The organism is Bacillus cereus group sp. BfR-BA-01316 (assembly GCF_022664195.1).
In the GTDB taxonomy this organism is placed as follows: Bacteria; Bacillota; Bacilli; order Bacillales; family Bacillaceae_G; genus Bacillus_A.
In genome coordinates, this window is the sequence record NZ_JAKUGX010000009.1 from 115,304 (window position 1) to 140,581 (window position 25,278).

Here is a 25,278-nt window from a genome sequence, read left to right on the forward strand (position 1 = left end):
AAACTAGTCTATCCAATTTGTACAATAAGAAAAGGCTACTCATAAGAGTAACCTTTGTTATTTCATCTTTCAAACACAATCCGCTGCTTCGTTATTTCTTCCAATCTTCCGCGGTCAACTTCATACTCACGTTCAATACTTTGCGGTACAATCACTTTCCCGCCCTCTAGCGTCACTTCCGGTGAAATAATATCCTTCTCCCAATGTCTACTAGAAGCAGATATATCTCCTGGAATCGTAAAGTTCGGCAGCGAAGCGAGAGCAACATTTTGCGCTCGCGAAATCCCCATCTCCACCATACCGCCGCACCAAACTGGTATGTTATACTCCATACAATAATTATGGATTTGAATGGATTCTGTTAATCCGCCCACTCGCCCTGGTTTAATATTAACGATGCGGCAACTGCCAAGCGTAATGGCAACACGCGCGTCTTCTAAACTATGGATACTTTCATCTAGACAAATCGGTGTTTCGATTTTCTTTTGCAACTGTGCATGATCAAGAAAATCATAATCCGCTAATGGTTGTTCAATCATCATCAATTGGAATTCATCTAGTCGTTTCAATTTCTCTGTATCCGCTAATGTGTAAGCTGAATTTGCATCAGCCATTAATGGTATATTCGGAAACTCTTTTCGAATTTCTTTCAGCAATTCGTAATCATGCTCTGGCTTTATTTTCACTTTAAAACGCTCGTATCCTTCTTCCGCGTACTTCTCGATTTGTTTAAGCATCGTCTGAATCGTATTGATCCCAATCACAACGCCGACTTCAATTTCAGACTTCGTTCCGCCAAGTAATGTCGCTAATGACCTCTTTTGACGCTTCGCATATAAATCCCAAACGGCACCTTCAATTCCGGCCTTTGCCATTCGGTTTCTCTTTATATGTTTGAACAAAGACGGTACTTCATTCGGATGAGGGATTTCAGCTTTCAATAAATCTGGTAATAAAAAATCCTGAAGTACATGTAGCGCTGTCTTCACCGTTTCTTCCGTATACCAAGGCTCGGAAAATGCAACGACTTCACCAAAACCAATGTATCCATCCGTGTCTTCTAATTCAATGACGATACTTTCACGTTTTTCGTAAGTCCCGTAGCTTGCGGCAAACGGAATGACAAGTGGCATTTCCGTTATATAAAGTGTCGCTTTTTTTATTTCCACCTACATCTCCTCCACTAATTGTCTTAACTCTCGTCTTAACAATTTCTTTGAAGCATTTCGTGGTAATTCCTCTAAGAAACATACTTTCTTCGGCACTTTATATTTCGCTAATTTCTCTTCGCAAAAACGAAGAATTTCTTCTTCTGTTACCTCTCCACTTTTTACAACAAAAGCAGCTGGTACTTGTCCCCAACTTTCATCCTTCATACCGACAACACCCGCTTCCACTACCGCCTGATGAGAAAGTAATACTTCTTCAATTTGAGCTGGATATATATTTTCCCCGCCAGAAATAATTAAATCACTGCGGCGATCTAACACGTATAAAAATCCTTCTTCATCTAAATAACCGAGGTCACCCGTATGAAGCCAGCCATTTTGAATTGTCTCTCGCGTCGCATCTTCACGATTAAAATAGCCACCTGTTACGTTCGGTCCTTTTACAACAATTTCTCCTTCAGCACGGGGCGGCACAACTACACCATCGTTTTCAATACGTAGCTGACACTGAAATAGTGGTTTTCCAGCTGATCCTACTTTCGTTAACATATAATCTGCTGATAACGTACAAATTTGCGAAGACGTTTCTGTCATACCGTACGTTTGATAAACAGGAATTCCTTTTTCTACACACGTTTCTAATAACGGTTTCGGTGCTGGTCCTCCCCCAAGTAACATGCATCGTAAAGTAGTTGGATATGTTTCCGCTCCAAGTCGTTCTAATAAATCTGTTAGCATTTTAGAAACGACAGAAATAATCGTAACGCCCCTCGTTTGAAGTGCTTTATGAATAAAATCAGCATCATACTTTGGAACGAGTAAAATGCGCATACCATACATAATATTTTTCATTAAAAGAGATAACCCACCAACATGGAACATTGGCATACAGGCTAACCAACAATCATCTTCGCGAAGTCCTAAATTAAGCGCGGAACCAACTGCGCTTGCCCAGTGATTACCGTACGTTAAAATAACGCCTTTCGGTTTCCCTGTCGTCCCTGACGTATAAATAATTGTCATCGCTTCTTCTAAAGAGAATTCTTCTTGTATAGATGCTTCCGCCTTCGGTCCTTGCATCACTTCAGCAAATGAATATACCGGAACATTTTTCGTCTCAAACTCTTGATCCGTCACTAAACAAACAACTTCAGCATCATCCATTTGCCAAAGTAGCTCTTCTCTTGAAAGACGCATATTTAAAAGCACAGCTACTGCCCCTACGTAAGATAAGGCGTGAATAACTGTAATCATCTCCATACCATTTTTCATCAGAACAGCCACCTTTTGCGCCCGCTTCACTCCTACATGCGAAAGGTGTTCACAAACAGATACTACTTTTTCATGTAACTGCACGAAAGTAATCTTCTCGTCCTCTATTTCAATTGCAGTGCGATCAGGTGTTAAAAATGCACGTTGCATTAACCAATTAGGCATCGTCTCCATCATCCATTCTCCTTTCATGAAAGAAAGAGACTTGATATGAAATCAAGTCTCTTAGTTGTTTTGTTTCTGGTTTGATCTTCGGTTGCGTCTCACATTCTGTGCGAGATGCTTCCGCTTTTGGTTTCATCCAGCTACAGCGGCTAGAACAGTCGGTCGTTTCACGCCTTCCTGCGAGGCAAAAAGCGCCTCTTCGTCAGGAGTTCCAACGCCCTCTTGTTCTGAACGAGCCGCTTTCGCTTTTGATCTCATCCAGCTACAGCGGCTAGAATGTTCGGTGGCTTCGCTTCTTCCTACGAGGCAAAAAGCGCCTCTTTGTCAGAAGCTCCATCCCCCTCACATTCTAAACGAGCCGCTTCCGCTTTTGATCAAGGGAAACGAGGGAATTGACCGAAGTCGGGACTGCGTTTTTCTTTGAACGCGTCGCGGCCTTCTTTTGCTTCGTCAGTTGTGTAGTACAATAACGTTGCGTCTCCAGCTAGTTGTTGAATACCAGCTAAACCGTCTGTGTCTGCGTTGAATGCAGCTTTTAGGAAACGAAGTGCCATTGGGCTGTTTGCTAAAATTTCTTGTGCCCATTGTACTGTTTCTGCTTCAAGCTCTTCTAATGGTACAACTGTGTTTACTAAGCCCATATCAAGCGCTTCTTGTGCACTATATTGACGGCATAGGTACCAAATTTCACGAGCTTTCTTATGGCCTACCATACGAGCTAAATAACCAGCTCCATATCCGCCGTCAAAGCTTCCTACTTTAGGACCTGTTTGTCCGAATACAGCGTTGTCTGCAGCGATTGTTAAGTCACATACGATATGAAGTACGTGTCCACCACCGATTGCATAACCTGCTACCATTGCGATAACTGGTTTAGGGATTGCGCGAATTAGACGTTGTAAGTCTAATACGTTTAAACGTGGGATTTGGTCGTCGCCTACATATCCACCATGACCGCGAACTTTTTGGTCGCCGCCAGAACAGAATGCACGTCCACCTTCACCTGTTAAAATGATAACGCCAACATTTGCATCATCACGAGCGTGCGCAAAAGCATTGATTAACTCCATTACCGTTTTAGGACGGAATGCGTTATGTACTTCAGGACGGTTAATCGAAATCTTTGCGATGCCATTGTATGTTGAATAAATAATATCTTCGTAATTTCCTTCTTTTACCCATTCAATAGTCATTACTATTACCTCCTTTTTATACTCTTAATGATCTCTCATTAATTTCTCTATAAGCTCAACTTCCTTCACAAGGAAAAAAGCATCACTGCATAGTTTTTAGAAATCCCTTTACTATTGTATCAAACTTTTCCGGTTGTTCCACATGAATTGCATGGCCAGCACCATCAATTTTGACAAAATTCGCGTGTGGGATGCATTTTTCTATGTTTTTTAATAGGCGAAAGAACTTTTCATCGCTTTCTCCATTCAGTAAAAGGACAGGCATTTTTAGGTTTTGCAGATCTTTCCACCATGAAGGCTGAGCCCCTGTTCCCATGCCGCGAAGACTATTTGCAAGTCCTTTTGGATTATTAGCAAGTCGTTCTCTTCGCACCGCTTCTTTTACGTTTTGCGCTAAACGTTTTTGCGTTTCAAATAGCGGAATATTTTCCCACATTGATACAAAAATTCGGATACCTTCTTGCTCAATCTTATCGGCAAGTCGTTCATCTTTTTCCCTGCGTTCTTTTCGCTCTTCCTCACTCTCAAGTCCAGCTGTACAGTTTTCTAAAAGAAGCGAACGCACATATTCTGGATATAAGCATGCCATCGTAATCGCAAGTCTCCCCCCCATTGAATAGCCAAGTACATGTGCATTTTCAATATGAAGATGATCCAGTAGTTCTTTCATTTGCAGCGCCACATTTTGAATATCATAATGCGTCACATCTTCAGGACTTTCCGTTTTCCCGTGTCCAACAATGTCTACTAGAATGACTTGAAACTGCTCGCTCCAAGAAGGAATAAAGGGACGCCACGTTTCCATGCTTCCCGTAAAACCATGAAGAAGTAGAAGTGGTTCCCCGCTTCCGGCTACTTCATATTCATACGATACATCTTGCAATGTTACTCTCATTTTGATTCACCTTGCAATGATGTAGTAATAACATCCATTGTTTTTGCCCATAGTTCACGATGTAATTTCAAGTTTTCTTCGCGATTCGTACAAATTTCCACAACGTGTAATCCATTCGTTTTCGTTCCAGTTTGTACTTCTTCTCGGAAGTTTTCCCATCCATTCACACGGCTAAATGAACCACCATACATTTTGACAACATGCTCGTAATCAAGCCCAATTGGTGTTCCAAATAATGATTCGAAATGTTCCTTTTTCTCATATTGTGGTAAGAATGAGAAAATACCTCCACCATCATTATTCACAACAACAATCGTTATATTTAATTCATGTAATTTTGCAGCTAATAATCCGTTTAAATCGTGATAAAATGATAAATCACCGATTACTAATACGAGCGGATCACAAATAATACTCGCTCCTAAAGCTGTTGAAATGATTCCATCAATACCATTTACACCGCGGTTCGCCATTACTTGAATGTTTTTATCCGATGTGAAGAAAAATGAATCGGTATCGCGAATTGGCATACTATTACTCGCAAATAACGTTGCCCCTTCTGGTAATACACGTACAATATCCGTAATTACTTTTCCTTCAAATGCCGTTTCATATGTTTCCATCTCACGAAGTGTTTCTCTCGTTTTCTCGTTTATATGTTTCCACATTCCAAACCAATCATTCTTTTTCATAACTGGCATTTTCTCTAATAATGCTCTGCAAAATTCAATGTCACTAGCTTGTACAACTTCTGTCGCAACTAGAGCTGGATCTCTCCATTGTCCAGATTCATCAACAACGATATGAACAGCTTTCGTTTGTTTTTTGATGAACTGCGTTAATGCTTTAGAGACAGGCATTCCGCCGAAACGAATTAAAACATTCGGCTTCCACGTTTCTTTTAACAATTCATTTCGTAAAAATGTATCGTAACAATCTATAACCATCGTTTTATCATGATTACCACTACGGAGGTTAGAAAGTGGATCTGCTAAAATTGGATACCCTGTTTTCTCAGCTACTTTCATAACAACTTCTATGATTTCTGGATGACTGCCGTCTCCACAAATAATAAGCCCCTTTTCCATATGTGAAAGGCGCCCTACAAGAGAATCTACATATTCACTCGGCATCGTCACGTTCCCTTGCTGAACTACTCCTGTATATTCACCACGCCCTTTATCCCATAAACTTTCTAATGAGAAATCCGGTATAAGCGGCTCGCGAACTGGAAAATTAAGATGAACAGGTCCTTGCGGCGCTAAACAGGCACTTGCTATCGTACGCTGCGTTGTCATTCGAGCGTAATGATACATTGCTTCACTCGCTTCAGGAAGTGCCATCTCTGTAAATTGCTTCACAAAAGTACCGTATAAATTAAATTGATTCATCGCCTGTGGTGCACCCACATCTCTTAATTCATGCGGTCTATCCGCTGTTAATACGATGAGCGGCACTCGTGAATGAAACGCTTCACATACAGCTGGATAATAGTTCGCTGCTGCCGTCCCTGACGTACATAATAGCGCAACAGGACGTTTTTTTGCTTTCGCAATACCGAGCGCAAAAAATCCTGCTGATCTTTCGTCTACATGTAAATATGTTTTCATTCCTTCATGTTGTTCCATTAGTAAGGCAATCGGCGTTGACCGTGAGCCAGGACTAATGACAACATCACATACATTTAGACGCGTCAGTTCGTCTACGAACGCGCCTAAATAATATGATAATGCTTCTATATGTTTGTTCATTTCATTAATTCCTCCAAAGCACCAAGCATCGGTCTAAACTTCAAACTTGTTTCTTCATATTCAAGCTGAGCTACTGAATCAATTACGATACCACAGCCGGCAAATAAGGATGCTTTCTCGCCATTTAATAATCCGCAGCGAAGTGCAACCGCAAATTCACCATTTCCTTCATCATCTATAAAGCCAATTGGTGCGCCATATAATCCTCTATCTAAAAGCTCTACATCACGGATTAATTTCAACGCCTCATGACGAGGTGTACCACCAAGAGCTGGTGTTGGATGTAATTCTTCTACCATCGTTAAAAGACTTGCATCACCTTTTGCTTCTACTGGCGTATATAAATGGATTAAATTTTTCGTCGTTAATAAGCCTGGGCTCTCCGGAATATTAACAGATTCGCAATGCTCACTTAGCACACCTCGAATCATGTTAACTACATAACCGTGTTCAGCCAAATTCTTTTCATCATGAAGAAGCGTCTCACCATTTTGTTTACTTTCTTCTATAGAATTGCCATGACCAATTGAACCAGCAAGGCACATCGATGTGAACTTCTCGCCTTCTTTTCGAATCAATCGCTCAGGTGTCGCCCCTAAGAAGCATGCTCCTTTATAATCAAAAGAAAATACGTAACAATCCGGTTGCCCAATGCGAAGCGCTTCTAAAACAAGAACGGAATCAATATGTTGATCCATCGTTAATTTTAGCTCCCTTGCTAATACAACCTTCTGCACGTTCCCTTGCTTCATTTCATCTTGCACTTTTCCAATCGCATTCATCCAGCCATTCGGATCAACTTCTACTTTAGAAGTAACTGTTAATTTTGATCCTTCTAGTTCACATTTACTCTCTTGTAAAATTCTCTCTTCTACAGAAATAATTTCGTTATAAAGAGTTTCTGCACAATCTTCAGCTGAAACGAACTTATTAATCGTTAACCACACTTTTTCATTTTTTACAGTTAATAAAAATGCTGGTAGTGAAAATGTGGTATCATCAAATTCTTTCCAAAGATTCGTTTTTTCTTTTTCTTGATCAAATGAAAATCCACCAAATAAAAGAGGACCTGTTCCAAATTCGTATCCTTCTCTTTGTACAAATGCTTTTTCTTTTACTTTATCCCACTCGTCACGAGCAGTTTGAAAGCGTTTGTGAGAAGAATTTGCTATAGTGAAAACAGAGCCGATTCCAGCAAATATTACATGCTGAGCTGGGTCTGCAAAATAACATCTATTTTCGAATGCGATCCTTTTTCCTGCTGCATAAAACAGAAGTGGATCCACCCAATCTATTTGTTTTACAAAACTAACTAATGTTTTTTCATCAGTCACACGCTTAATAGCTGTAACAAGAACTTCTTGTAAGCCTTTTTGTTTCGTTTGAATCACAATTGTCTCCCCCCTATGGGCGAAAAATAGTCATAATTACGCTTGATTTTAAGATACACCTCAAAGGAAAGGCCTGTCAACGTTTAGCATTTCTGAGAAATTCACCTTCTCTTCCTAGAAAATAAACGTTGACACTAAATGATGCTTTTTCTACACTTAATTGTGTACAATATGTGACCAAGGAGGATTCAACATGGAAATGAACGTCGAAACGAATTCCTCTCCTACGGCGCAAAAGCCAAGTAAGCAAACAGGCTGGCGCATTTGGTGGAGTTTATTACGTCCCCATACATTAACAGCAGCTTTCGTTCCTGTTTTCATCGGAACAGCTTTTGCAATGCAGGTCGGAGGTATAAATCAAATACATCTTCCTCTTTTCTTTATGATGCTTCTTGCTTGCCTTCTCATTCAAGCAGCAACGAACATGTTTAATGAATATTTTGATTATAAAAGAGGACTCGATCATGAAGGTTCGGTTGGAATCGGCGGTGCTATCGTCCGCGATGGCATTAAACCAAAAACCGTGCTTAACTTAGCATTCGGATTTTTAGGTATCGCAACGCTATTAGGTGTTTATATTTGTATGAACTCTAGCTGGTGGCTTGCTGCAATCGGTCTTGTTTGTATGGCCGTTGCTTACCTTTACACCGGCGGCCCCATTCCAATTGCGTACACACCATTTGGAGAGCTAACAGCAGGATTATTTATGGGTGTCATTATTATTGGTATTTCATTCTTTATCCAAACAGGGGCAGTAACATCAGAAGTGATTTTATTATCTATTCCAAGCTCCATTTTAATTGGTGCAATTTTACTATCTAACAATATTCGTGATTTAGATGGTGATAAAGAAAATGGTCGTAAAACGTTAGCGATTCTCGTTGGACGCGAAAGAGCCGTTGGTGTACTTGCTTCTATGTTTATCGTTGCCTACATTTGGACAATCGCTTTAATCATCGTTAACATCGTATCACCATGGATGCTTATCGTATTCTTAAGTGCACCGAAAGCATTTAAAGCGACGAAAGGCTTTATCGGCAAAAGTATTCCAATGGAAATGGTACCTGCGATGATTTCAACAGCAAAAACAAATACAATTTTCGGTTTCCTAATGGGAATCGGATTATTGCTTGGATACTTCCTATAGAAAGGAGCTGCTTATGCGGCTCCTTTTTTCATATACCGAATATACCGACTTCCCGGCTGAAATTCATCTCATAATTCCTACTCTCAACGCTCATACTATGTAAAGAAACTGAATTGTAGGAAGGTGGACTACTATGTTAACTCCACAACAAATAAATCAATTTAAATCGAGTTTAGAAAAGCAAAAACAAGAAATTGAACAAACGATACAAACTCATGAAAATGAAGACCGTGCATCTGAACGTGATTCAGTAGGAGAATTATCTAGCTATGACAACCACCCAGGTGATATGGCAACAGAATTGTACGAACGTGAGAAAGATTTCGGACTCATCGAATTCTGGCATAAACAGCTAGAAGATACGAAACATGCCCTGCAAAAAATTGAAGCGGGTACGTACGGAATTTGCGAAGTGTCTGGTGAGGAAATTCCATTTGAAAGATTAGAAGCAATGCCAACTGCTACAACGTGTATTCAGCACACTACAAATAAATTAGATATGAAGGCGCGCCCAGTTGAAGAAGAAGTGTTGGCTCCTTCGTTTCACAAGCACGACGAAGATCATTCTGTAGAGTACGATGCTGAAGATGCTTGGCAAGACGTCGCAAATTACGGAACATCAGAAACACCATCCGATTTAGAAAGACAGGATTCAAAAAACTATAATGGCATGTACGTAAATAGTGAAGAAAATGTTGGGTATGTAGAGGATTTCGAAAATTTTATTGGAACAGATATGTATGGAAAAAACCTACAAGTTTTCGCAACAGAAGAACATGAAGAATATGAACAATTGCTTGATGACTTTGAAGAGCGCACCTTTAAAGGTGAATTATCTTCAGATGAGTCTGGTTCTAAAGCATAAAAAAAGCATTCCGAAATTCGGAATGCTTTTTTTTCGCTAGCTAATTAGTTTTTTGTAACGTTAGCTGCTTGTGGTCCGCGGTTTCCATCAACGATTTCGAAAGAAACTTCTTGACCTTCTTCTAAAGTTTTGAAGCCGTCGCCTTGAATAGCTGAGAAATGTACGAATACGTCTTCTCCGCCTTCAACTTCGATGAAGCCAAAACCTTTTTCGCCGTTAAACCATTTTACTTTACCTGTTTGCATGTCATGTACCTCCTAAATAAAAATGAAACTATGAATCCACATGAAAAGGTGGATATAAAGGACATGAATGTATAACAAGCTTACAGCCTTTAATACAACGTGCTTTATTTCCGTACCACATTATGTAGCTCAATAGTGTTTTCACTATATCATGCTATATCAAAAACGTCAAATGAGAACACTTTCGTCCCATCGTTTTTTATAATCCTAGTATAACCTTAAATTTCCATTCTACTTTTATTCAAAAATTAACAAAACTACAGTATTCTAATTCCTTTGATTTCTGTACAATATAATTACTACATATGATGAGGTGAAAAATGCAAGCACATGAAATCGAGTATAAATTATATGGCGATGATATGCAGTTTGTTGAAATTGAATTGGATCCAGAAGAAAGCGTTATCGCAGAGGCTGGCGCAATGATGATGATGGAAGATCATATCGAAATGGAAACGATTTTCGGTGATGGTTCTGGACCATCTAGTGGTCTATTCGGTAAATTAATGGGCGCAGGTAAACGTCTCGTTACAGGTGAAAGTATGTTTATGACTGTATTTACAAATACAGGTCATGGCAAACGACACGTATCATTCGCCGCTCCTTATCCTGGAAAAATTATTCCTGTTGATTTAACAGAATATCAAGGAAAAGTAGTCTGCCAAAAAGATGCATTTCTTTGTGCCGCAAAAGGTGTTTCTATCGGAATTGAGTTTACTAAAAAAATAGGAACTGGTTTCTTCGGTGGTGAAGGTTTCATCATGCAGAAACTTGAAGGTGATGGTCTAGCTTTCATGCATGCAGGCGGAACTGTATATAAGCGCGAATTAAAACCTGGCGAGAAACTTCGCATTGATACAGGTTGTCTCGTTGCAATGACAAAAGATGTTAACTACGATATTCAATTCGTTGGAAAAGTAAAAACAGCTCTATTTGGCGGTGAAGGTTTATTCTTCGCAACGTTAGAAGGTCCTGGAACGGTTTGGATTCAGTCCTTAACACTTAGCCGCTTAGCAGCACGTCTTACAAGCCCAGCAGCTCAAAATAGCGGTGAAGGCAGCGTTTTAGGCGGACTTGGTCGCCTTTTAGATGGGAAAGAGTAAAACACTAAAAACAGATAGTCCCCTTCATAGGGAACTATCTGTTTCTTTTGGACTATATAAACTATTTTTAATCATATAATATTCCATCACTTCATTGTTCCTCGTAATACTGTAGTGTCCGTATTGATGTGCCTGTTCTCTTTGAAAACTCACCAATTGAATAGCCTTCCTTTTTGCTCATCCTACACTCCTCCTAACACTATGTTTACAAAAATCATACTCCCTCACGTAACAGTAGGTTCAAGCCTTTTTTCAAAAAGAATGAATCAAGTCCCTCACTGCATATATTGAACTATACCTTTTCTTAAGGAGGGCTTTCTTGATGCGTACTCCTTTATCCTTTGATAAAGATACTGCCATATTGTTAGCTTCTTGCTGCGATCTAACGTATGAACAATATAAACAAAATGGGATTTTTGAAATACCTGATGGATTCCAATATGTACAAGGCTTTCAAGGAAAAGCGATTCAAACGATGGAATGGTTTGGGTTCATATTAGAATCTGAAGATACGATTATTGTAGCTTTTAGGGGCACACAAACAGATACAGATTGGATTATCGATTCACTCGTCAACCAAAGACCATACCCATACGCTTTAAATAGCGGAAATGTTCATAACGGCTTTCTTTCAATTTATGAATCTTGCCGGGATTCTATTATGGATATGCTCGTGTCATTACCAGCCCATAAGAAACTTCTTGCAACAGGCCATAGCTTAGGCGGTGCACTCGCTACACTACACATACTAGATGCACGTATAAATACTGCCTTCGCACAGTACGGTCTTTATACCTTTGCCTCTCCAAAAGTTGGAGATATCGCCTTTCGAAATTATTATAAACTGCAAGTAGCTAGTAGCTTTCGTTTTGTCAATTTATTCGATGTCGTTCCTCTTCTCCCTCCAAGAAATGTCCATTTTAATGAGAAAGACTGGGAATATGCACACGTCCATCACAACATGACATTTACGAAAAATACAAAATCCATTACGAATAATCATTCCATTACAACATACAAAACATGTCTGACCTCTCATTTTTAACCAGTAAACAATTGGAAATTAAATATTTGTATACTATAATAATCTATGAAATTACTTTCGGATGAGGGGACCTTACATGCTAAAATTTTTCTTTGCACTTTTTCTTATAATAATTTTTTCGTTTACAGGTTTCTTTACATTTTCATACTTTGCGACAGGGGAGTATGGCGGAACAGGTATAATATATACATTCTTGCCTTACCTTTCTTAAGCAACATAAGTAAAACGAGCTTAATATCCTTAAGCTCGTTTTATTTTTCTAAGCAAGCGTATCCCTGCTTTAAAAGTGAATAAATAAAAGCCCCTTCAAAAGGGGCTTTCATCTAAAAAAGTTTAACAGTATTACCAATACCCCAAATTTCATTACTGTACTGCAAAATTGTTCGATCACTCGCAAAATGCCCAGATTGTGCAATGTTCAAAATCGACATTTCTAGCCATTTCGTCCTATTTTCATAGGCCCTTCCGACAGCTTCTTGTCTTTCAGCATATGGGTTAAAATCTCGAAGAACGAAGTATTCATCATTTTGAATAACGAGAGAATCATAAATCGCTTCAAATTCAGCTCCCGACTGTGCAAAGAAACCATTCGTTAACTGATCTACTACTTTTTTAATGTGCATATTGTGGTGATAATAGTCACTTGCACGATATCCACCATTTTGGTAATAATGAAGAACCTCATCCGCTGTTAAGCCAAAAATGAAGCAGGCATCATCACCGACCCGGTCTTTTATTTCAATATTAGCTCCGTCTAGCGTTCCGAGTGTAATTGCACCATTCATCATGAATTTCATGTTACCTGTTCCCGATGCTTCTTTACTCGCAGTTGAAATTTGTTCACTTACATCCGCTGCTGGGAATATATCTTCCGCTAAAGAAACTCGGTAGTTTTCCAGAAAGATAACTTTCATATATTGACTTACGTACGGATCATTATTTACTTTTCTTGCAAGTTCATTTATTAATTTAATAATTTTCTTCGCATAATAATAGCCAGGTGATGCTTTCGCTCCAAAAATAAAAGTGCGCGGGTAAAATGAAAAACTATTATCCTCTTTTAAACGGTTATACAAGTATAAAATATGAAGAACATTTAATAATTGTCGTTTGTAAGCATGCAGTCTTTTTACTTGCACATCAAAAATAGAATTTGGGTCAATTGTAATCCCCATTTTATTATGAATACGCTCCGCTAAAATCTCTTTACGCTCTTGTTTTACTCCTGCAACCTTCTCTTGGAAACTAGCATCGTGTTGGAATGTTTGCAATGCTTGCAGTTTAATTGGTTCTTTCTTCCACTCTGTTCCAATCGCCTCTGAAATGAGATTGGTCAGCTGCGGATTTGCTTTCATAAGCCAGCGTCTATGAGCGATTCCATTCGTTTTATTATTAAATTTATCTGGATAAAATTCATAGAACAATCGCATTTCACGCTGCTTTAAAATTTCTGTATGAATTTTCGCCACACCGTTAACGCTATGGCTACCAACAATCGCTAAATGAGCCATTTTCACAAGGTCATGCGCAATAATGGCCATGTCCTCAATACGCTTCCAATCGTACGAATAACGGTCCCAAAGCTCATGACAGAAACGTTCATTAATTTCTTCAATAATCATATAAATTCTCGGTAATAACGGTTTAAAAATGTGAATTGGCCATTTCTCAAGCGCTTCTGATAACGTCGTATGATTCGTATAGGAAATCGTCTGCGTTGTTATGTGCCAAGCTTCTTCCCATGTCAATTTTTCTTCGTCTAATAAAATACGCATAAGTTCTGGAATTGCCAGAACCGGATGTGTATCGTTTATATGAATCGCGATTTTTTCATGTAACTGACGAAGACTACCGTGTCTCTCCCTATGCATACGAACGATATTTTGCAAACTTGCTGATACGAGGAAATACTGTTGTTTTAAACGAAGTATTTTCCCCTCATCATGCGTATCATCTGGATATAAAAACTCCGATACGGCCTCTGTTTCACGCTTATATTTCAAAATATCTTTACAATTTTGCGGGAAAGGAACTGGCTCCGCATTCCAAAGCCGAAGCGTATTTACAGTACTTGTTTCATACCCTACAACTGGAACGTCATATGGTACTGCCATAATAACTTCTGCATTTGTATGCCTGAACTCTAAACGTCCATCAATTTCTAGTGGTTCAACGTTTCCAAAATAACTTACTTCTACGGCTTGGTCATACCTTCTTACTTCCCAAACGTTTTCATGAAGAAGCCATTGTTCTGGAAATTCTACTTGATAGCCATCAACAATTTTTTGATCAAACAGACCATGCTTATAACGAATACCACAGCCATGTCCTGGTAAGTTTAAAGAAGCGAGTGAATCGAGGAAACAGGCTGCTAAACGTCCAAGTCCACCGTTACCAAGGCCAGCATCTGCTTCAATCTCTTCTAACTCGTGCAAAGAAATTCCAAGTTCAAAAAGTCCTTTTTCACATACATCTCGAATGCCTAAATTTAATATGTTACTGCCTAGCAAACGCCCAAGTAAAAACTCAATGGATAAATAATACATTTGTTTTTGATCTCCAGAACGATAACTTTCATTCGTTGCAATCCATTGACTATTCATATACTCACGTACCATATGACCAAGCGTATTATACTGATCACGAGTTGTAGAATCTTTGAAACTTTTCCCATACATCGTTTCTAATTTTTCTAGAAAAGCGGATTTGAAGCTTTCAACATGAGTAAACATTTTTTCACCACCTCAATGTTATTCCATGAGACTTTTATACAATTTCTTGTATGCAAGAGCAGATTTCCCCCAGCTGTAATCTTCAGTCATCGCTTGCTTTACAAGCTTATCCCATACCGGTTTATCTTGATAAAACTCAATTGCACGAAGAATCGTATGTAACATGTCATGCGCATTAAAATTCGTAAAGCTAAAGCCATTCCCAATTCCAGTGTCCTCATCGTAAGAATGTACAGTATCATTTAATCCGCCTGTTTCTCTTACAATTGGAATCGTGCCATATGCTAGCGCAATAAGTTGTCCAAGTCCACACGGTTCAAACAGCGATGGCATTAAAAACAAATCGCTTCCCGCGTACACTTGGTGCGCTAACGCTTCATTAAACCCAATATATACTTTTACCTTTTCTGGATACTCGTATGCCATCCATTCAAAGAACTGCTCGTATTCAGAATCGCCTGACCCCAAAATAATACATTGTACATCTTCTTCCATTATTTCACGGAATACAGTACGTACTAGATCAAGCCCCTTTTGCTTCGTTAATCGTGTTACCATCGAAATAACTGGTGTATCTTCTTTTTCTGGTAAACCAAAATAACGCTGCAATGCGCGTTTATTTTCATTCTTTTCATCTAGCGACTCTGCACTATACTGAGCCGTAATATATGGATCTGTTTCTGGATTATATACGCTCGTATCAATTCCATTTACAATGCCACTAAGCTTATCATTATATTTTCGTAGCAATCCATCTAACTTCTCACCGAAAAACTCATATTGAATCTCTTCTTTATATGTCGGGCTAACCGCTGTAATTTGGTCAGATGCGATAATACCGCCTTTCATAAAGTTCACGTTTCCATAAAACTCAAGCTGTTCACTATGAAAATATTCATGACCAAGCTCCAGTAAGTCGTACATCACTTCAGGAGGAAATACACCTTGGAACTGCAAGTTATGAATCGTATATACCGTTTTAATATGCTCATATAACGGGTTATCTTGATACTTTTCACGAAGTAAGAAATTAACCATAGCTGTATGCCAATCATGGCTATGAAGAACATCTACTTCGAAATCAAGATGCGGAATACACTCTAAAACTGCTTTTGAAAAATAAGAAAAACGCTCCCCATCATCATAATGGCCATATAGAGAATCTCTCTTAAAATAATATTCATTATCTATTAAGTAATACGTAATCCCATCCTGCTCACCTTTTAAAATCCCGCAATATTGGTTTCTCCATCCAAGAGGAACGTTAATTACTTTATGAAGCGTACATCCTTCTCTTAACTCTTTCGGGATAAGACTGTAGTTTGGAAGTATAATGCGAACATTCACTCCTAATTTTTTTAATTCTTTCGGGAGCGCTCCCGCTACATCAGCTAAACCTCCAGATTTCACAAACGGTACACATTCTGATACTGCAAATAAAATATTCACCTGTTGTCCCACTGCACGAAAAGCGTATACATCATAAATCGCTCTTCTTACAGCTTCCTCCCTTCAAGTTTTCATATAGAGTAAAACCTTAATTAGTGGGGGTTTTCTAAATCCCCCACTAATTATGCACCTGCTATTTACGAATAACTGTTGATTGTACTATTTTGTACACTACCTTTTTCTACAACATATGGCTCATCAGCACTTCCTTTTAACACTACACCATCACCAAGTTTCACATCTTTATCGATAATAACACCATCTATTATACAGTTATCTCCAATTTGGCTCTTTTGCATAATAATACTATTACGAACAATTGAACCTTTTCCAATTTTAACAGAACGGGAGACAACACTATTTTCTACTTCCCCTTCAATAATACTGCCGTTTGCAATCATTGTATTTTTCACGGCTGCACCCTTCATATAACGAGTTGGCGGCTCATCTTTTACTTTCGTAAAGATTGGTGCTTCTTTCTTAAATAATTGCTTCCAAATAGAAGGCTGCAAAATTTCTAGACTATGTTTATAGTAACTTTCAATCGAATCAATAATAGCTACATATCCTGTATGTTCATACGTAGCAATATGCAGTGATTTCCCGCTCTTTGCTCTCACTACATCAAATAAACTGTATTGCTCCACATCTTTATATGTCTCAAATAAGTCTAGCAATAATTGTTTCTTTAACACATATGTTTGAAGCGAAACCCCTTCATGACAAACTTCAGTAATATCTGCAGACGTATGTATATGTCGCTCTAACACCGCTTGAAAGTTTAATGCTGTTACAAGATGGCTATTCGTAATAACAACATACTCTTCTCTGCTTCTTAGAAAATAATCAATATGTCTTCTAAAATGTGCAAAAGATCCAAATTCGTCATGATCACATTGGCAGTTCGGTGGGAATAAAAACAGTCCATCACGCTTTCTATCTAAATCCCACTGTTGTCCTGAACCGACATGATCCATTAAAGAACGATTTTTATGACTTGTAAAAACCGCCACGCTATGAATGTTAGAATTCACCATATTTGAAAGCATGAAATCAATGAGTCGGTAACGGCCCCCAAACGGTAACGCCGCTAATGAACGATGCCCTGTTACTTTCTTTAAGGAAGGAAAACTTCCCGTTGCATTAATAATTCCTAACATTTTTTCTCCCATTCATTTCATCCCCCTTTTCTATTTCCCTTCAGCAATTAGTACTACGTCATCAACATTTTTTTCTGGGCGAATTATTGTCCCATCTTCAATAACCATTTCCGATCCAACGATCGCTCTTTCAATCACAACGTTTTTACCAATCTTTGCCCCCGGCATAACGACAGAATCGATTACCATACTACCTTCTTCCACCGTCACTCCTTGGAATAAAACAGAATGCTTCACGTCCCCTTCAATGACGCACCCTTCATTAATAAGTGACTCTTCTACTTTTGCCTGTTCTGCAATATATTGTGGTGGCTCATTTGGGTTCACAGAATAAATGCGCCAATCACGATCGTTCAAGTTCAACGATGTTTCATCGCGAAGTAAATCCATATTCGCTTCCCATAAGCTTTTCACCGTTCCAACATCTTTCCAATATCCTTCAAACGGATACGCCATCAGCTTCTTCCCTTCATCTAATAAAAGCGGAAGTACATCTTTTCCGAAGTCATTACTAGATTCAGGGTTTCTTGCATCCATCTCTAAATATTCTTTTAAAATAGCCCAGTTAAAAATATAAATTCCCATTGATGCAAGATTACTTCTTGGAAATTGCGGTTTCTCCTCAAATTCAACAACTTCCATCTCTTCATTTGTATTCATGATGCCAAAGCGACTTGCTTCATCCCACGGCACTTCAATAACAGAAATCGAAACATCTGCTTCTTTCTCAATATGGTAATCTAGCATTTTACTGTAATCCATTTTATAAATATGGTCACCTGATAAAATAAGGACATATTCTGGTTCGTACTGACTTAAATAATTTAAGTTTTGATAAATAGCACTTGCCGTACCTGTATACCACTTCACACCTGAAGACTCCGCATAAGGAGGTAACACAGTGACTCCACCGTTTACACGATCAAGATCCCAAGCATTTCCGATTCCAATATAATTATGAAGTTCTAACGGTTGATATTGTGTTAAAATCCCCACCGTTTCAATACCGGAGTTTGCACAGTTACTTAACGTAAAATCAATAATGCGATATTTACCACCAAATGGAACAGCTGGCTTGGCTAAATTTTTTGTTAATGCACTTAAACGACTACCTTTTCCCCCTGCTAGTAACATTGCTACGCACTTTTGTTTTTGAGCCATCTTGTTTTTTGCTCCCCTTTCTCGTCTTCACTGGTCGTAATATGGATACGCCAAATGGTGGAATTGTAATTTCTACATGTGCCGCTTGATTATGATATGGCTCTAGAATCGTCTTGAGACGTTTCTTATTAACTTGCCCCGATCCGCCATATTGCATAGCGTCACTGTTTAAAATTTCGTTATAATACTCGAAATCTGGTACACCTACTTTATAGTTTTCATATGTACCTTTCGTAAAATTACATACGACAACTAACGCATCTTCCTGCTTATCACCTTGGCGGATAAACGAGAAAATACTTTGCTCATTATTATTAGCATCAATCCACTGAAATCCTTCAGGCGAGTGATCTAACTGCCAAAGTGGTTTTGAGCGCTTATACAATGCTATGAGCTCTTTAAAGTAATCATGCATGTAACGATGCATTTCAAAATCATGTAAATTCCAATCTAAATCTTCAAGATCTTTCCACTCATCAAATTGCCCGAATTCTCCACCCATAAAGAGTAATTTCTTACCTGGATGAGTAAAGAAATATCCATATAATAAACGAAGTTGGGCGAACTTATCCCAGTAATCTCCCGGCATTTTATTTAATAACGACTTTTTCCCATGAACGACTTCATCATGAGAAAGCGGCAATATGAAGTTTTCAGAGTGAGCATATATTAAAGAGAATGTCATTTTCTCATGAATGTATTTCCGGTACTCTGGCGCACATTCCATATATTTCAGCACGTCATTCATCCAACCCATATTCCATTTATAATTGAATCCAAGTCCACCCTCGTATGTTGGAGCTGTTACAAGTGGCCAAGCTGTTGAATCCTCCGCTGTCATAAGAAACTCTTCATCTTCTGCAAACACAGCTTCATTTAACTCTCGTAAGAAAGAAACAGCGTGTTCATTGCTTTGCTCTTTTCCTTCTTTATTCCAGTACAGCATATTCGCAACCGCATCTACCCTGAAACCATCAATATGGAAATGCCTCATCCAAAATAACGCATTTGAAATTAAGAAATTACGTACTTCTCTCTTCCCTAAATCAAAATTAACAGTTCCCCATACCAGGTTTTCTTGTACGTCTCTATCTTTATATTCATAGGTCGGTGTCCCATCAAACAAATATAAACCGTGAGCATCTTTACAAAAATGCCCCGGCACCCAATCTAAAATGACACCGATTCCACATTTATGACATTCATCGACAAAATACATCAAATCATGTGGCGTGCCGAATCTACTTGTCGCTGCATAATATCCTGTTCCTTGATATCCCCAAGAACGATCATATGGATGCTCAACAAGCGGCATAATTTCAATATGTGTAAATTGATGTTCCACCACATACGGAATGAGCTCCTCGGCCATTTCTCTGTAAGAATACAGAGCGCCATCTTCTTTCTTTTTCCAAGAACCGAAATGTAATTCATAAACTGCCATCGCTTCTTTATAAATCGATTTTTTCTTTCTCTTACGAATCCAGTTTTTATCATTCCATTCATATCCCTCTATATCAAAAACTACAGATGCCGTATTTGGTCTTACTTCTGCATATACTGCATAAGGATCCGCTTTTAAAATAACGTCACCGTCCATCGTTTCAATCGCATACTTATATATCTCGTTCTCTTCAATATGCGGTGCAAACAAGGACCAAATCCCCTCTTCTGTCACTTGTAGCATCTTATGTTGCTCATAATCCCATTCATTAAAATCCCCAACAACACTCATTGCTTTCGCATGAGGAGCCCATACTGTGAATCGTACACCTCGCATCCCATCTTCCGTCACAATATGTGCCCCAAAGATGTTATAACTGTCATAGTACTTTTCTGTATGAAACTCATCTCGTTTCACTTCTTCACAATTTATTACATCCAATATGTTCACCTCACTAAGATGACAGAAATTTTTAACACTTTAACTATTTCTGCAAAAAACTGAAATACCCTTGTTATTTTTTAAAAATATACGTTTTTTCCTTGAAAATGTTTAATTTTTTTCGAATTTCCATATAAAATATCGAATTTTGACGAATATTCATTGCAAACGCTTCATTTTCCTTACTATTTCTCGCCTTTCATTGTTGCTCAATATTTATTTTATTGGTTTCTCTCCATTTTTTACGCTATTTCTCACGTAAAATACAAGTGAAATAATCTATTGTTTAAAAATATTTCTCAACATTTTTTGTCACAAATTTTATCATTTCCCGACGGAAAACTCCCACCTCAAGGAATAGGTAGGACATGGTCCAATGAGTATGCGGGAGATGAATGGCGGTTAGGAAAAATTGCCACAAGGTTAACTCCTAAAGAATAAAGTGAAACTCTGCTCGCAAATAGTGGGATAACGCACAAAAGCACTCTATTCAAAAATAGAGTGCTTTTTCTATAAACGACCCTTCTCCAGCAAAAGGGGTATATTGGGGATATACAAGGGAAACCGGAAAAGGAATTTATATTCAATTATATATAAGTCCAGAAGGAGGAAGCAGTTTCCCACCTCTGAATTATTTATCAATTATTAAAGTACTGGTGCCATTGTTTCTTTTAATACTTTTACAGAATGAGCGAATTTCACTTTTTCTTCTTCGTTTAATTCAAGCTCTACGATTTCACGTACACCTTCGCGGTTAATAACAGCTGGAACACCTACGTAAGCATCTTTCTCACCATATTGGCCTTCAAGGTATGCAGATACAGTTAACACGCTGTTCTCGTTACTTAAGATCGCTTTAGTTACACGAAGTAGTGACATACCGATTCCGTAGTAAGTTGCGCCTTTACGCTCGATAATGTGGTAAGCTGCATCGCGTACATTTTCAAAGATTTTATCTAAATCTTCTTGGTTGTACTGTTCGTTGTTCGCTAAGATTGTTTCTAGTTTTTGTACACCTACAGTAGCGTGGCTCCATACTGGAAGTTCAGTGTCACCGTGCTCACCAACGATATAAGCATGAACGTTACGTGGATCTACATCTAAGTAGTCACCTAACATGTAGCGGAAACGAGCAGAGTCTAAAGTAGTACCAGAGCCGATTACGCGCTCTTTTGGCAAGCCAGATTCTTTCCAAGTTACGTAAGTTAAAATATCAACTGGGTTAGTTGCGATTAAGAAGATTCCATCGAATCCGCTATCCATAATACCGCGAACGATTTGTTTAAAGATCTTTGTATTTTTCTCAACTAAGTCTAAACGAGTTTCGCCTGGCTTTTGTGGTAATCCAGCAGTGATAACAACTAGATCTGCATCTTTACAATCTGCATAGCTACCGCTCCAAACTTTTGTTGGTGCTGGAGAGAATGGTACCGCATGGCTTAAGTCCATTGCTTCCCCTTCTGCTTTTGCTTCATTTACATCTACAAGTACGAATTCTTCAGCTACACCTTGGTTAATCATTGAGTAAGCGTAACTACAACCTACAGCTCCTGTTCCTACTAATACTACACGATTGATACCTTTTTTCATGTTAATTTCCCCTCTCTATTGTTCACATATATTTTATATTATTGTTTAAGTAATTAATTAAAATACTAATTTAATGTTGTTTAACTTCTTTACATTCATATTGTAGCACGATTCATTGTGAATTACTTCACAAATTATGACCTATTTGTGAACTTTTTCACATAGAGTGTAAAGTTATTAGAGTGCGGGTGAAATCCATCTCAATGGAGGCGTTTTCTTTAGATTGTGAAAGCTTTTTTCTTAGAAGTATCCCGATAAATGAAATTATATAGGCGATTTTCTGAATATATCGACCGCAACTCACATTATATCAGCGATTTTTGCAATATATCGCCTTATCGATAATGATAACATCATAAAAAAGCTGCCCCAAATAGATTACCTATTGAAAGACAGCTTCTTCTATATATTATTTATTTTCCACAGTAGCCCCTAATACAGCAGCCTTTACATAATTTTGACCGTTTAATTTTTGTAAATCTGCTGATGTTAGCCCTATTTTAAGAAAATACCTATAAATGCTTTTAGAGGTTTCTATAATGATCTTTTCATACTCCATCGCTCGCTCCTTTCTATTAGTTAGACGATTAGAATAGAAAAAAGTATACAAAAATCTATAAAAAAAAGCAGACTACTCAAAGTCCACTTTTACACAACAAAAAAGAGATAGCAGTTTATGCTATCTCTTTTAGTATGACCCGTACGGGATTCGAACCCGTGTTACCGCCGTGAAAGGGCGGTGTCTTAACCACTTGACCAACGGGCCAAATCTGGCAGAGAAGAAGGGATTCGAACCCTCGCACCGCATTCGCGATCTACTCCCTTAGCAGGGGAGCCCCTTGAGCCACTTGGGTACTTCTCTATAATATGGCTCCGCAGGTAGGACTCGAACCTACGACCGATCGGTTAACAGCCGATAGCTCTACCACTGAGCTACTGCGGAATAATTATGGTGGGCCTAAATGGACTCGAACCATCGACCTCACGCTTATCAGGCGTGCGCTCTAACCAGCTGAGCTATAGGCCCATAATAGATAAGCGGGTGAAGAGAATCGAACTCTCGACCAGAGCTTGGAAGGCTCTTGTTTTACCACTAAACTACACCCGCATTAAATTGAAAATGGTGAGCCATGAAGGATTCGAACCTTCGACCCTCTGATTAAAAGTCAGATGCTCTACCAACTGAGCTAATGGCTCATTTTGAAAGTGGTGCCGGCTAGAGGACTTGAACCCCCAACCTACTGATTACAAGTCAGTTGCTCTACCAATTGAGCTAAGCCGGCTTGCGATTTCAAAATGGTGGCTCGGGACGGAATCGAACCGCCGACACGAGGATTTTCAGTCCTCTGCTCTACCGACTGAGCTACCGAGCCTTTATGTAAAAAAATGGCGGTCCCGACCGGGGTCGAACCGGCGATCTCCTGCGTGACAGGCAGGCATGTTAACCACTACACCACGGGACCATTTGGTTGCGGGGACAGGATTTGAACCTGCGACCTTCGGATTATGAGCCCGACGAGCTACCGTACTGCTCCACCCCGCGATGATATAATATTTAATTTAGAAAAAATGGAGGAGGTAGAGGGATTCGAACCCCCGCGCGACTCTCGCCGCCTGTCGGTTTTCAAGACCGATCCCTTCAGCCGAACTTGGGTATACCTCCGAGATATGAACTTTGAGTGGTGGACCTTGTAGGACTCGAACCTACGACCGGACGGTTATGAGCCGTCTGCTCTAACCAGCTGAGCTAAAGGTCCTTTATGGTAGCGGCGGAGGGGATCGAACCCCCGACCTCACGGGTATGAACCGTACGCTCTAGCCAGCTGAGCTACACCGCCATAAGTGATATTCAAATAAGTGGAGCCTAGCGGGATCGAACCGCTGACCTCCTGCGTGCAAGGCAGGCGCTCTCCCAGCTGAGCTAAGGCCCCATATTTTGAAAAAATCGGGAAGACAGGATTTGAACCTGCGACCCCCTGGTCCCAAACCAGGTGCTCTACCAAGCTGAGCCACTTCCCGTTAATAAAAACGCGCCCGAGAGGAGTCGAACCCCTAACCTCTTGATCCGTAGTCAAACGCTCTATCCAATTGAGCTACGGGCGCATATGGTGCCGAGGGCGGGGGTCGAACCCGCACGGTGGTCACCCACCGCAGGATTTTAAGTCCTGTGCGTCTGCCTGTTCCGCCACCCCGGCATGTCATATTAAAAATTGGAGCGGAAGACGGGATTCGAACCCGCGACCCCAACCTTGGCAAGGTTGTATTCTACCACTGAACTACTTCCGCAAGACATGTATGAGTTATTTTATTAAAAGTGCGGGTGAAGGGAGTCGAACCCCCACGCCAAAGGCGCCAGATCCTAAGTCTGGTGCGTCTGCCAATTCCGCCACACCCGCATATTATAATTTTAAAAGAAAAAATGGGGCGACTGATGGGAATTGAACCCACGAATGCCGGAGCCACAATCCGGTGCGTTAACCACTTCGCCACAACCGCCATGATTTTCTGGTGCCGACTAGAGGACTTGAACCCCCAACCTACTGATTACAAGTCAGTTGCTCTACCAATTGAGCTAAGTCGGCTAGAATGGTGGAGGATGACGGGATCGAACCGCCGACCCCCTGCTTGTAAGGCAGGTGCTCTCCCAGCTGAGCTAATCCTCCAAATTGCCTGGCAACGTCCTACTCTCACAGGGACAAGGTCCCAACTACCATCGGCGCTAGAGAGCTTAACTTCCGTGTTCGGTATGGGAACGGGTGTGACCTCTCTGCCATCATTACCAGACTGTATTCATTTAAGACAAGAATCATCATAACTCATTCGACATTTAAAGTCAATAAGTTTTTTATATTCTTTCAAAACTAGATAACATTGCTTCATATTATATGGTTAAGTCCTCGATCTATTAGTATTCGTCAGCTCCACATGTCACCATGCTTCCACCTCGAACCTATCAACCTGATCATCTTTCAGGGATCTTACTAGCTTACGCTATGGGAAATCTCATCTTGAGGGGGGCTTCATGCTTAGATGCTTTCAGCACTTATCCCTTCCGCACAT

Annotated in this window: 19 protein-coding genes, 22 tRNA genes, 2 rRNA genes and 1 pseudogene; 4 read left to right on the forward strand and 40 right to left on the reverse strand. The window is 39.6% G+C overall.

What is annotated here, in order from left to right; genetic code table 11:
• Positions 1-62 precede the first annotated feature (62 nt).
• The 7 genes from menC to MR071_RS10140 form a co-directional block, all read right to left on the reverse strand.
• Positions 63-1,169, reverse strand: coding sequence for an o-succinylbenzoate synthase (gene menC / locus MR071_RS10115; protein WP_242235880.1), 1,107 nt, complete (start codon positions 1,167-1,169; stop codon positions 63-65).
• On the reverse strand, positions 1,170-2,615 hold the full coding sequence (locus MR071_RS10120; protein WP_142395838.1) for an o-succinylbenzoate--CoA ligase: 1,446 nt from the start codon (positions 2,613-2,615) through the stop codon (positions 1,170-1,172).
• Between the two features lie 123 nt (positions 2,616-2,738).
• Positions 2,739-2,864 (reverse strand): hypothetical protein, encoded by a 126-nt coding sequence (locus MR071_RS25475; RefSeq protein WP_255833681.1) that lies wholly within the window; start codon positions 2,862-2,864, stop codon positions 2,739-2,741.
• Between the two features lie 116 nt (positions 2,865-2,980).
• The gene (gene menB / locus MR071_RS10125) at positions 2,981-3,799 is read right to left on the reverse strand and encodes a 1,4-dihydroxy-2-naphthoyl-CoA synthase (RefSeq protein ID WP_105585877.1); all 819 of its coding nucleotides are present in this window, start codon (positions 3,797-3,799) and stop codon (positions 2,981-2,983) included.
• Positions 3,800-3,881: 82 nt separating this feature from the next.
• On the reverse strand, positions 3,882-4,694 hold the full coding sequence (menH, locus tag MR071_RS10130) for a 2-succinyl-6-hydroxy-2,4-cyclohexadiene-1-carboxylate synthase (RefSeq protein WP_105585876.1): 813 nt from the start codon (positions 4,692-4,694) through the stop codon (positions 3,882-3,884).
• Positions 4,691-6,445, reverse strand: a complete 1,755-nt coding sequence (gene menD / locus MR071_RS10135; RefSeq protein ID WP_105585875.1) for a 2-succinyl-5-enolpyruvyl-6-hydroxy-3-cyclohexene-1-carboxylic-acid synthase — start codon at positions 6,443-6,445, stop codon at positions 4,691-4,693. The genes menH and menD overlap by 4 nt, the downstream gene beginning before the upstream one ends.
• Complete coding sequence (locus MR071_RS10140; RefSeq protein ID WP_105585874.1) at positions 6,442-7,836, reverse strand: isochorismate synthase; 1,395 nt, start codon at positions 7,834-7,836, stop codon at positions 6,442-6,444. Before MR071_RS10140 ends, menD begins: the two co-directional genes overlap by 4 nt.
• A gap of 193 nt (positions 7,837-8,029) precedes the next feature.
• On the opposite strand from MR071_RS10140, the gene MR071_RS10145 reads away from it, so the two are divergent.
• Positions 8,030-8,983 carry a 1,4-dihydroxy-2-naphthoate polyprenyltransferase gene (locus MR071_RS10145; protein ID WP_105585873.1) on the forward strand — a complete coding sequence of 318 codons (954 nt, stop codon included), beginning with the start codon at positions 8,030-8,032 and terminating at the stop codon, positions 8,981-8,983.
• A gap of 133 nt (positions 8,984-9,116) precedes the next feature.
• A complete protein-coding gene (locus MR071_RS10150) occupies positions 9,117-9,848 on the forward strand; it encodes a yteA family sporulation protein (RefSeq protein ID WP_105585872.1) in 732 nt (243 codons plus the stop codon).
• 44 nt (positions 9,849-9,892) lie between these two features.
• On the opposite strand, the gene cspD is transcribed toward MR071_RS10150, so the two are convergent.
• Positions 9,893-10,093, reverse strand: coding sequence for a cold-shock protein CspD (cspD, locus tag MR071_RS10155; RefSeq protein WP_001193051.1), 201 nt, complete (start codon positions 10,091-10,093; stop codon positions 9,893-9,895).
• A gap of 320 nt (positions 10,094-10,413) precedes the next feature.
• Between cspD and MR071_RS10160 the strand changes: the two genes are divergently transcribed.
• Complete coding sequence (locus MR071_RS10160; RefSeq protein WP_098775843.1) at positions 10,414-11,196, forward strand: TIGR00266 family protein; 783 nt, start codon at positions 10,414-10,416, stop codon at positions 11,194-11,196.
• Positions 11,197-11,293: 97 nt separating this feature from the next.
• On the opposite strand, the pseudogene MR071_RS10165 reads toward MR071_RS10160, so the two are convergent.
• Positions 11,294-11,377 (reverse strand): annotated as a pseudogene (locus MR071_RS10165) (MerR family DNA-binding transcriptional regulator); the annotation flags it as partial.
• Between the two features lie 141 nt (positions 11,378-11,518).
• Between MR071_RS10165 and MR071_RS10170 the strand changes: the two are divergent.
• On the forward strand, positions 11,519-12,241 hold the full coding sequence (locus MR071_RS10170) for a lipase family protein (protein WP_105585871.1): 723 nt from the start codon (positions 11,519-11,521) through the stop codon (positions 12,239-12,241).
• Between the two features lie 323 nt (positions 12,242-12,564).
• Here MR071_RS10170 and glgP read toward each other — a convergent pair whose 3' ends face one another.
• The 31 genes from glgP to MR071_RS10325 all read right to left on the reverse strand — a co-directional run.
• Positions 12,565-14,973 carry a glycogen phosphorylase gene (glgP, locus tag MR071_RS10175; protein WP_105585869.1) on the reverse strand — a complete coding sequence of 803 codons (2,409 nt, stop codon included), beginning with the start codon at positions 14,971-14,973 and terminating at the stop codon, positions 12,565-12,567.
• 18 nt (positions 14,974-14,991) lie between these two features.
• Positions 14,992-16,422 (reverse strand): glycogen synthase GlgA, encoded by a 1,431-nt coding sequence (gene glgA, locus MR071_RS10180; RefSeq protein ID WP_105585868.1) that lies wholly within the window; start codon positions 16,420-16,422, stop codon positions 14,992-14,994.
• A 137-nt stretch (positions 16,423-16,559) separates the two neighbouring features.
• Entirely contained in the window at positions 16,560-17,594 is a 1,035-nt protein-coding gene (gene glgD, locus MR071_RS10185) for a glucose-1-phosphate adenylyltransferase subunit GlgD (RefSeq protein ID WP_105585867.1), read from the reverse strand.
• Positions 17,595-17,612: 18 nt separating this feature from the next.
• A complete protein-coding gene (gene glgC, locus MR071_RS10190; RefSeq protein WP_105585866.1) occupies positions 17,613-18,743 on the reverse strand; it encodes a glucose-1-phosphate adenylyltransferase in 1,131 nt (376 codons plus the stop codon).
• Positions 18,691-20,628 carry a 1,4-alpha-glucan branching protein GlgB gene (gene glgB / locus MR071_RS10195; protein WP_242235883.1) on the reverse strand — a complete coding sequence of 646 codons (1,938 nt, stop codon included), beginning with the start codon at positions 20,626-20,628 and terminating at the stop codon, positions 18,691-18,693. The genes glgC and glgB overlap by 53 nt, the downstream gene beginning before the upstream one ends.
• Before the next feature lie 645 nt (positions 20,629-21,273).
• Positions 21,274-22,218, reverse strand: a complete 945-nt coding sequence (locus tag MR071_RS10200; RefSeq protein ID WP_002089250.1) for an L-lactate dehydrogenase — start codon at positions 22,216-22,218, stop codon at positions 21,274-21,276.
• 409 nt (positions 22,219-22,627) lie between these two features.
• Positions 22,628-22,777, reverse strand: a complete 150-nt coding sequence (locus MR071_RS10205) for a hypothetical protein (RefSeq protein WP_181149499.1) — start codon at positions 22,775-22,777, stop codon at positions 22,628-22,630.
• Between the two features lie 135 nt (positions 22,778-22,912).
• Positions 22,913-22,984: transfer RNA gene (locus tag MR071_RS10210), tRNA-Glu, on the reverse strand.
• Between the two features lie 5 nt (positions 22,985-22,989).
• A tRNA-Ser gene (locus tag MR071_RS10215) sits at positions 22,990-23,080 on the reverse strand.
• Between the two features lie 6 nt (positions 23,081-23,086).
• Positions 23,087-23,161, reverse strand: a tRNA-Asn gene (locus tag MR071_RS10220).
• 7 nt (positions 23,162-23,168) lie between these two features.
• Positions 23,169-23,245, reverse strand: a tRNA-Ile gene (locus tag MR071_RS10225).
• A 10-nt stretch (positions 23,246-23,255) separates the two neighbouring features.
• A tRNA-Gly gene (locus MR071_RS10230) sits at positions 23,256-23,326 on the reverse strand.
• Positions 23,327-23,339: 13 nt separating this feature from the next.
• A tRNA-Lys gene (locus tag MR071_RS10235) sits at positions 23,340-23,415 on the reverse strand.
• A gap of 10 nt (positions 23,416-23,425) precedes the next feature.
• Positions 23,426-23,501: transfer RNA gene (locus MR071_RS10240), tRNA-Thr, on the reverse strand.
• 14 nt (positions 23,502-23,515) lie between these two features.
• Positions 23,516-23,591: transfer RNA gene (locus tag MR071_RS10245), tRNA-Phe, on the reverse strand.
• 14 nt (positions 23,592-23,605) lie between these two features.
• A tRNA-Asp gene (locus MR071_RS10250) sits at positions 23,606-23,681 on the reverse strand.
• A gap of 3 nt (positions 23,682-23,684) precedes the next feature.
• Positions 23,685-23,761: transfer RNA gene (locus tag MR071_RS10255), tRNA-Met, on the reverse strand.
• A gap of 27 nt (positions 23,762-23,788) precedes the next feature.
• A tRNA-Ser gene (locus MR071_RS10260) sits at positions 23,789-23,881 on the reverse strand.
• Between the two features lie 17 nt (positions 23,882-23,898).
• Positions 23,899-23,975, reverse strand: a tRNA-Ile gene (locus tag MR071_RS10265).
• 4 nt (positions 23,976-23,979) lie between these two features.
• A tRNA-Met gene (locus tag MR071_RS10270) sits at positions 23,980-24,056 on the reverse strand.
• 20 nt (positions 24,057-24,076) lie between these two features.
• A tRNA-Ala gene (locus tag MR071_RS10275) sits at positions 24,077-24,149 on the reverse strand.
• Between the two features lie 14 nt (positions 24,150-24,163).
• A tRNA-Pro gene (locus tag MR071_RS10280) sits at positions 24,164-24,237 on the reverse strand.
• 10 nt (positions 24,238-24,247) lie between these two features.
• Positions 24,248-24,321, reverse strand: a tRNA-Arg gene (locus tag MR071_RS10285).
• Positions 24,322-24,324: 3 nt separating this feature from the next.
• A tRNA-Leu gene (locus MR071_RS10290) sits at positions 24,325-24,413 on the reverse strand.
• A gap of 16 nt (positions 24,414-24,429) precedes the next feature.
• Positions 24,430-24,504, reverse strand: a tRNA-Gly gene (locus MR071_RS10295).
• A gap of 29 nt (positions 24,505-24,533) precedes the next feature.
• Positions 24,534-24,614: transfer RNA gene (locus tag MR071_RS10300), tRNA-Leu, on the reverse strand.
• A gap of 24 nt (positions 24,615-24,638) precedes the next feature.
• Positions 24,639-24,714, reverse strand: a tRNA-His gene (locus MR071_RS10305).
• A gap of 10 nt (positions 24,715-24,724) precedes the next feature.
• Positions 24,725-24,800 (reverse strand) — tRNA-Thr (locus MR071_RS10310).
• A 5-nt stretch (positions 24,801-24,805) separates the two neighbouring features.
• Positions 24,806-24,881, reverse strand: a tRNA-Val gene (locus MR071_RS10315).
• Between the two features lie 5 nt (positions 24,882-24,886).
• A 5S ribosomal RNA gene (gene rrf / locus MR071_RS10320) occupies positions 24,887-25,002 on the reverse strand.
• A gap of 101 nt (positions 25,003-25,103) precedes the next feature.
• Positions 25,104-25,278, reverse strand: a 23S ribosomal RNA gene (locus tag MR071_RS10325); the annotation flags it as partial.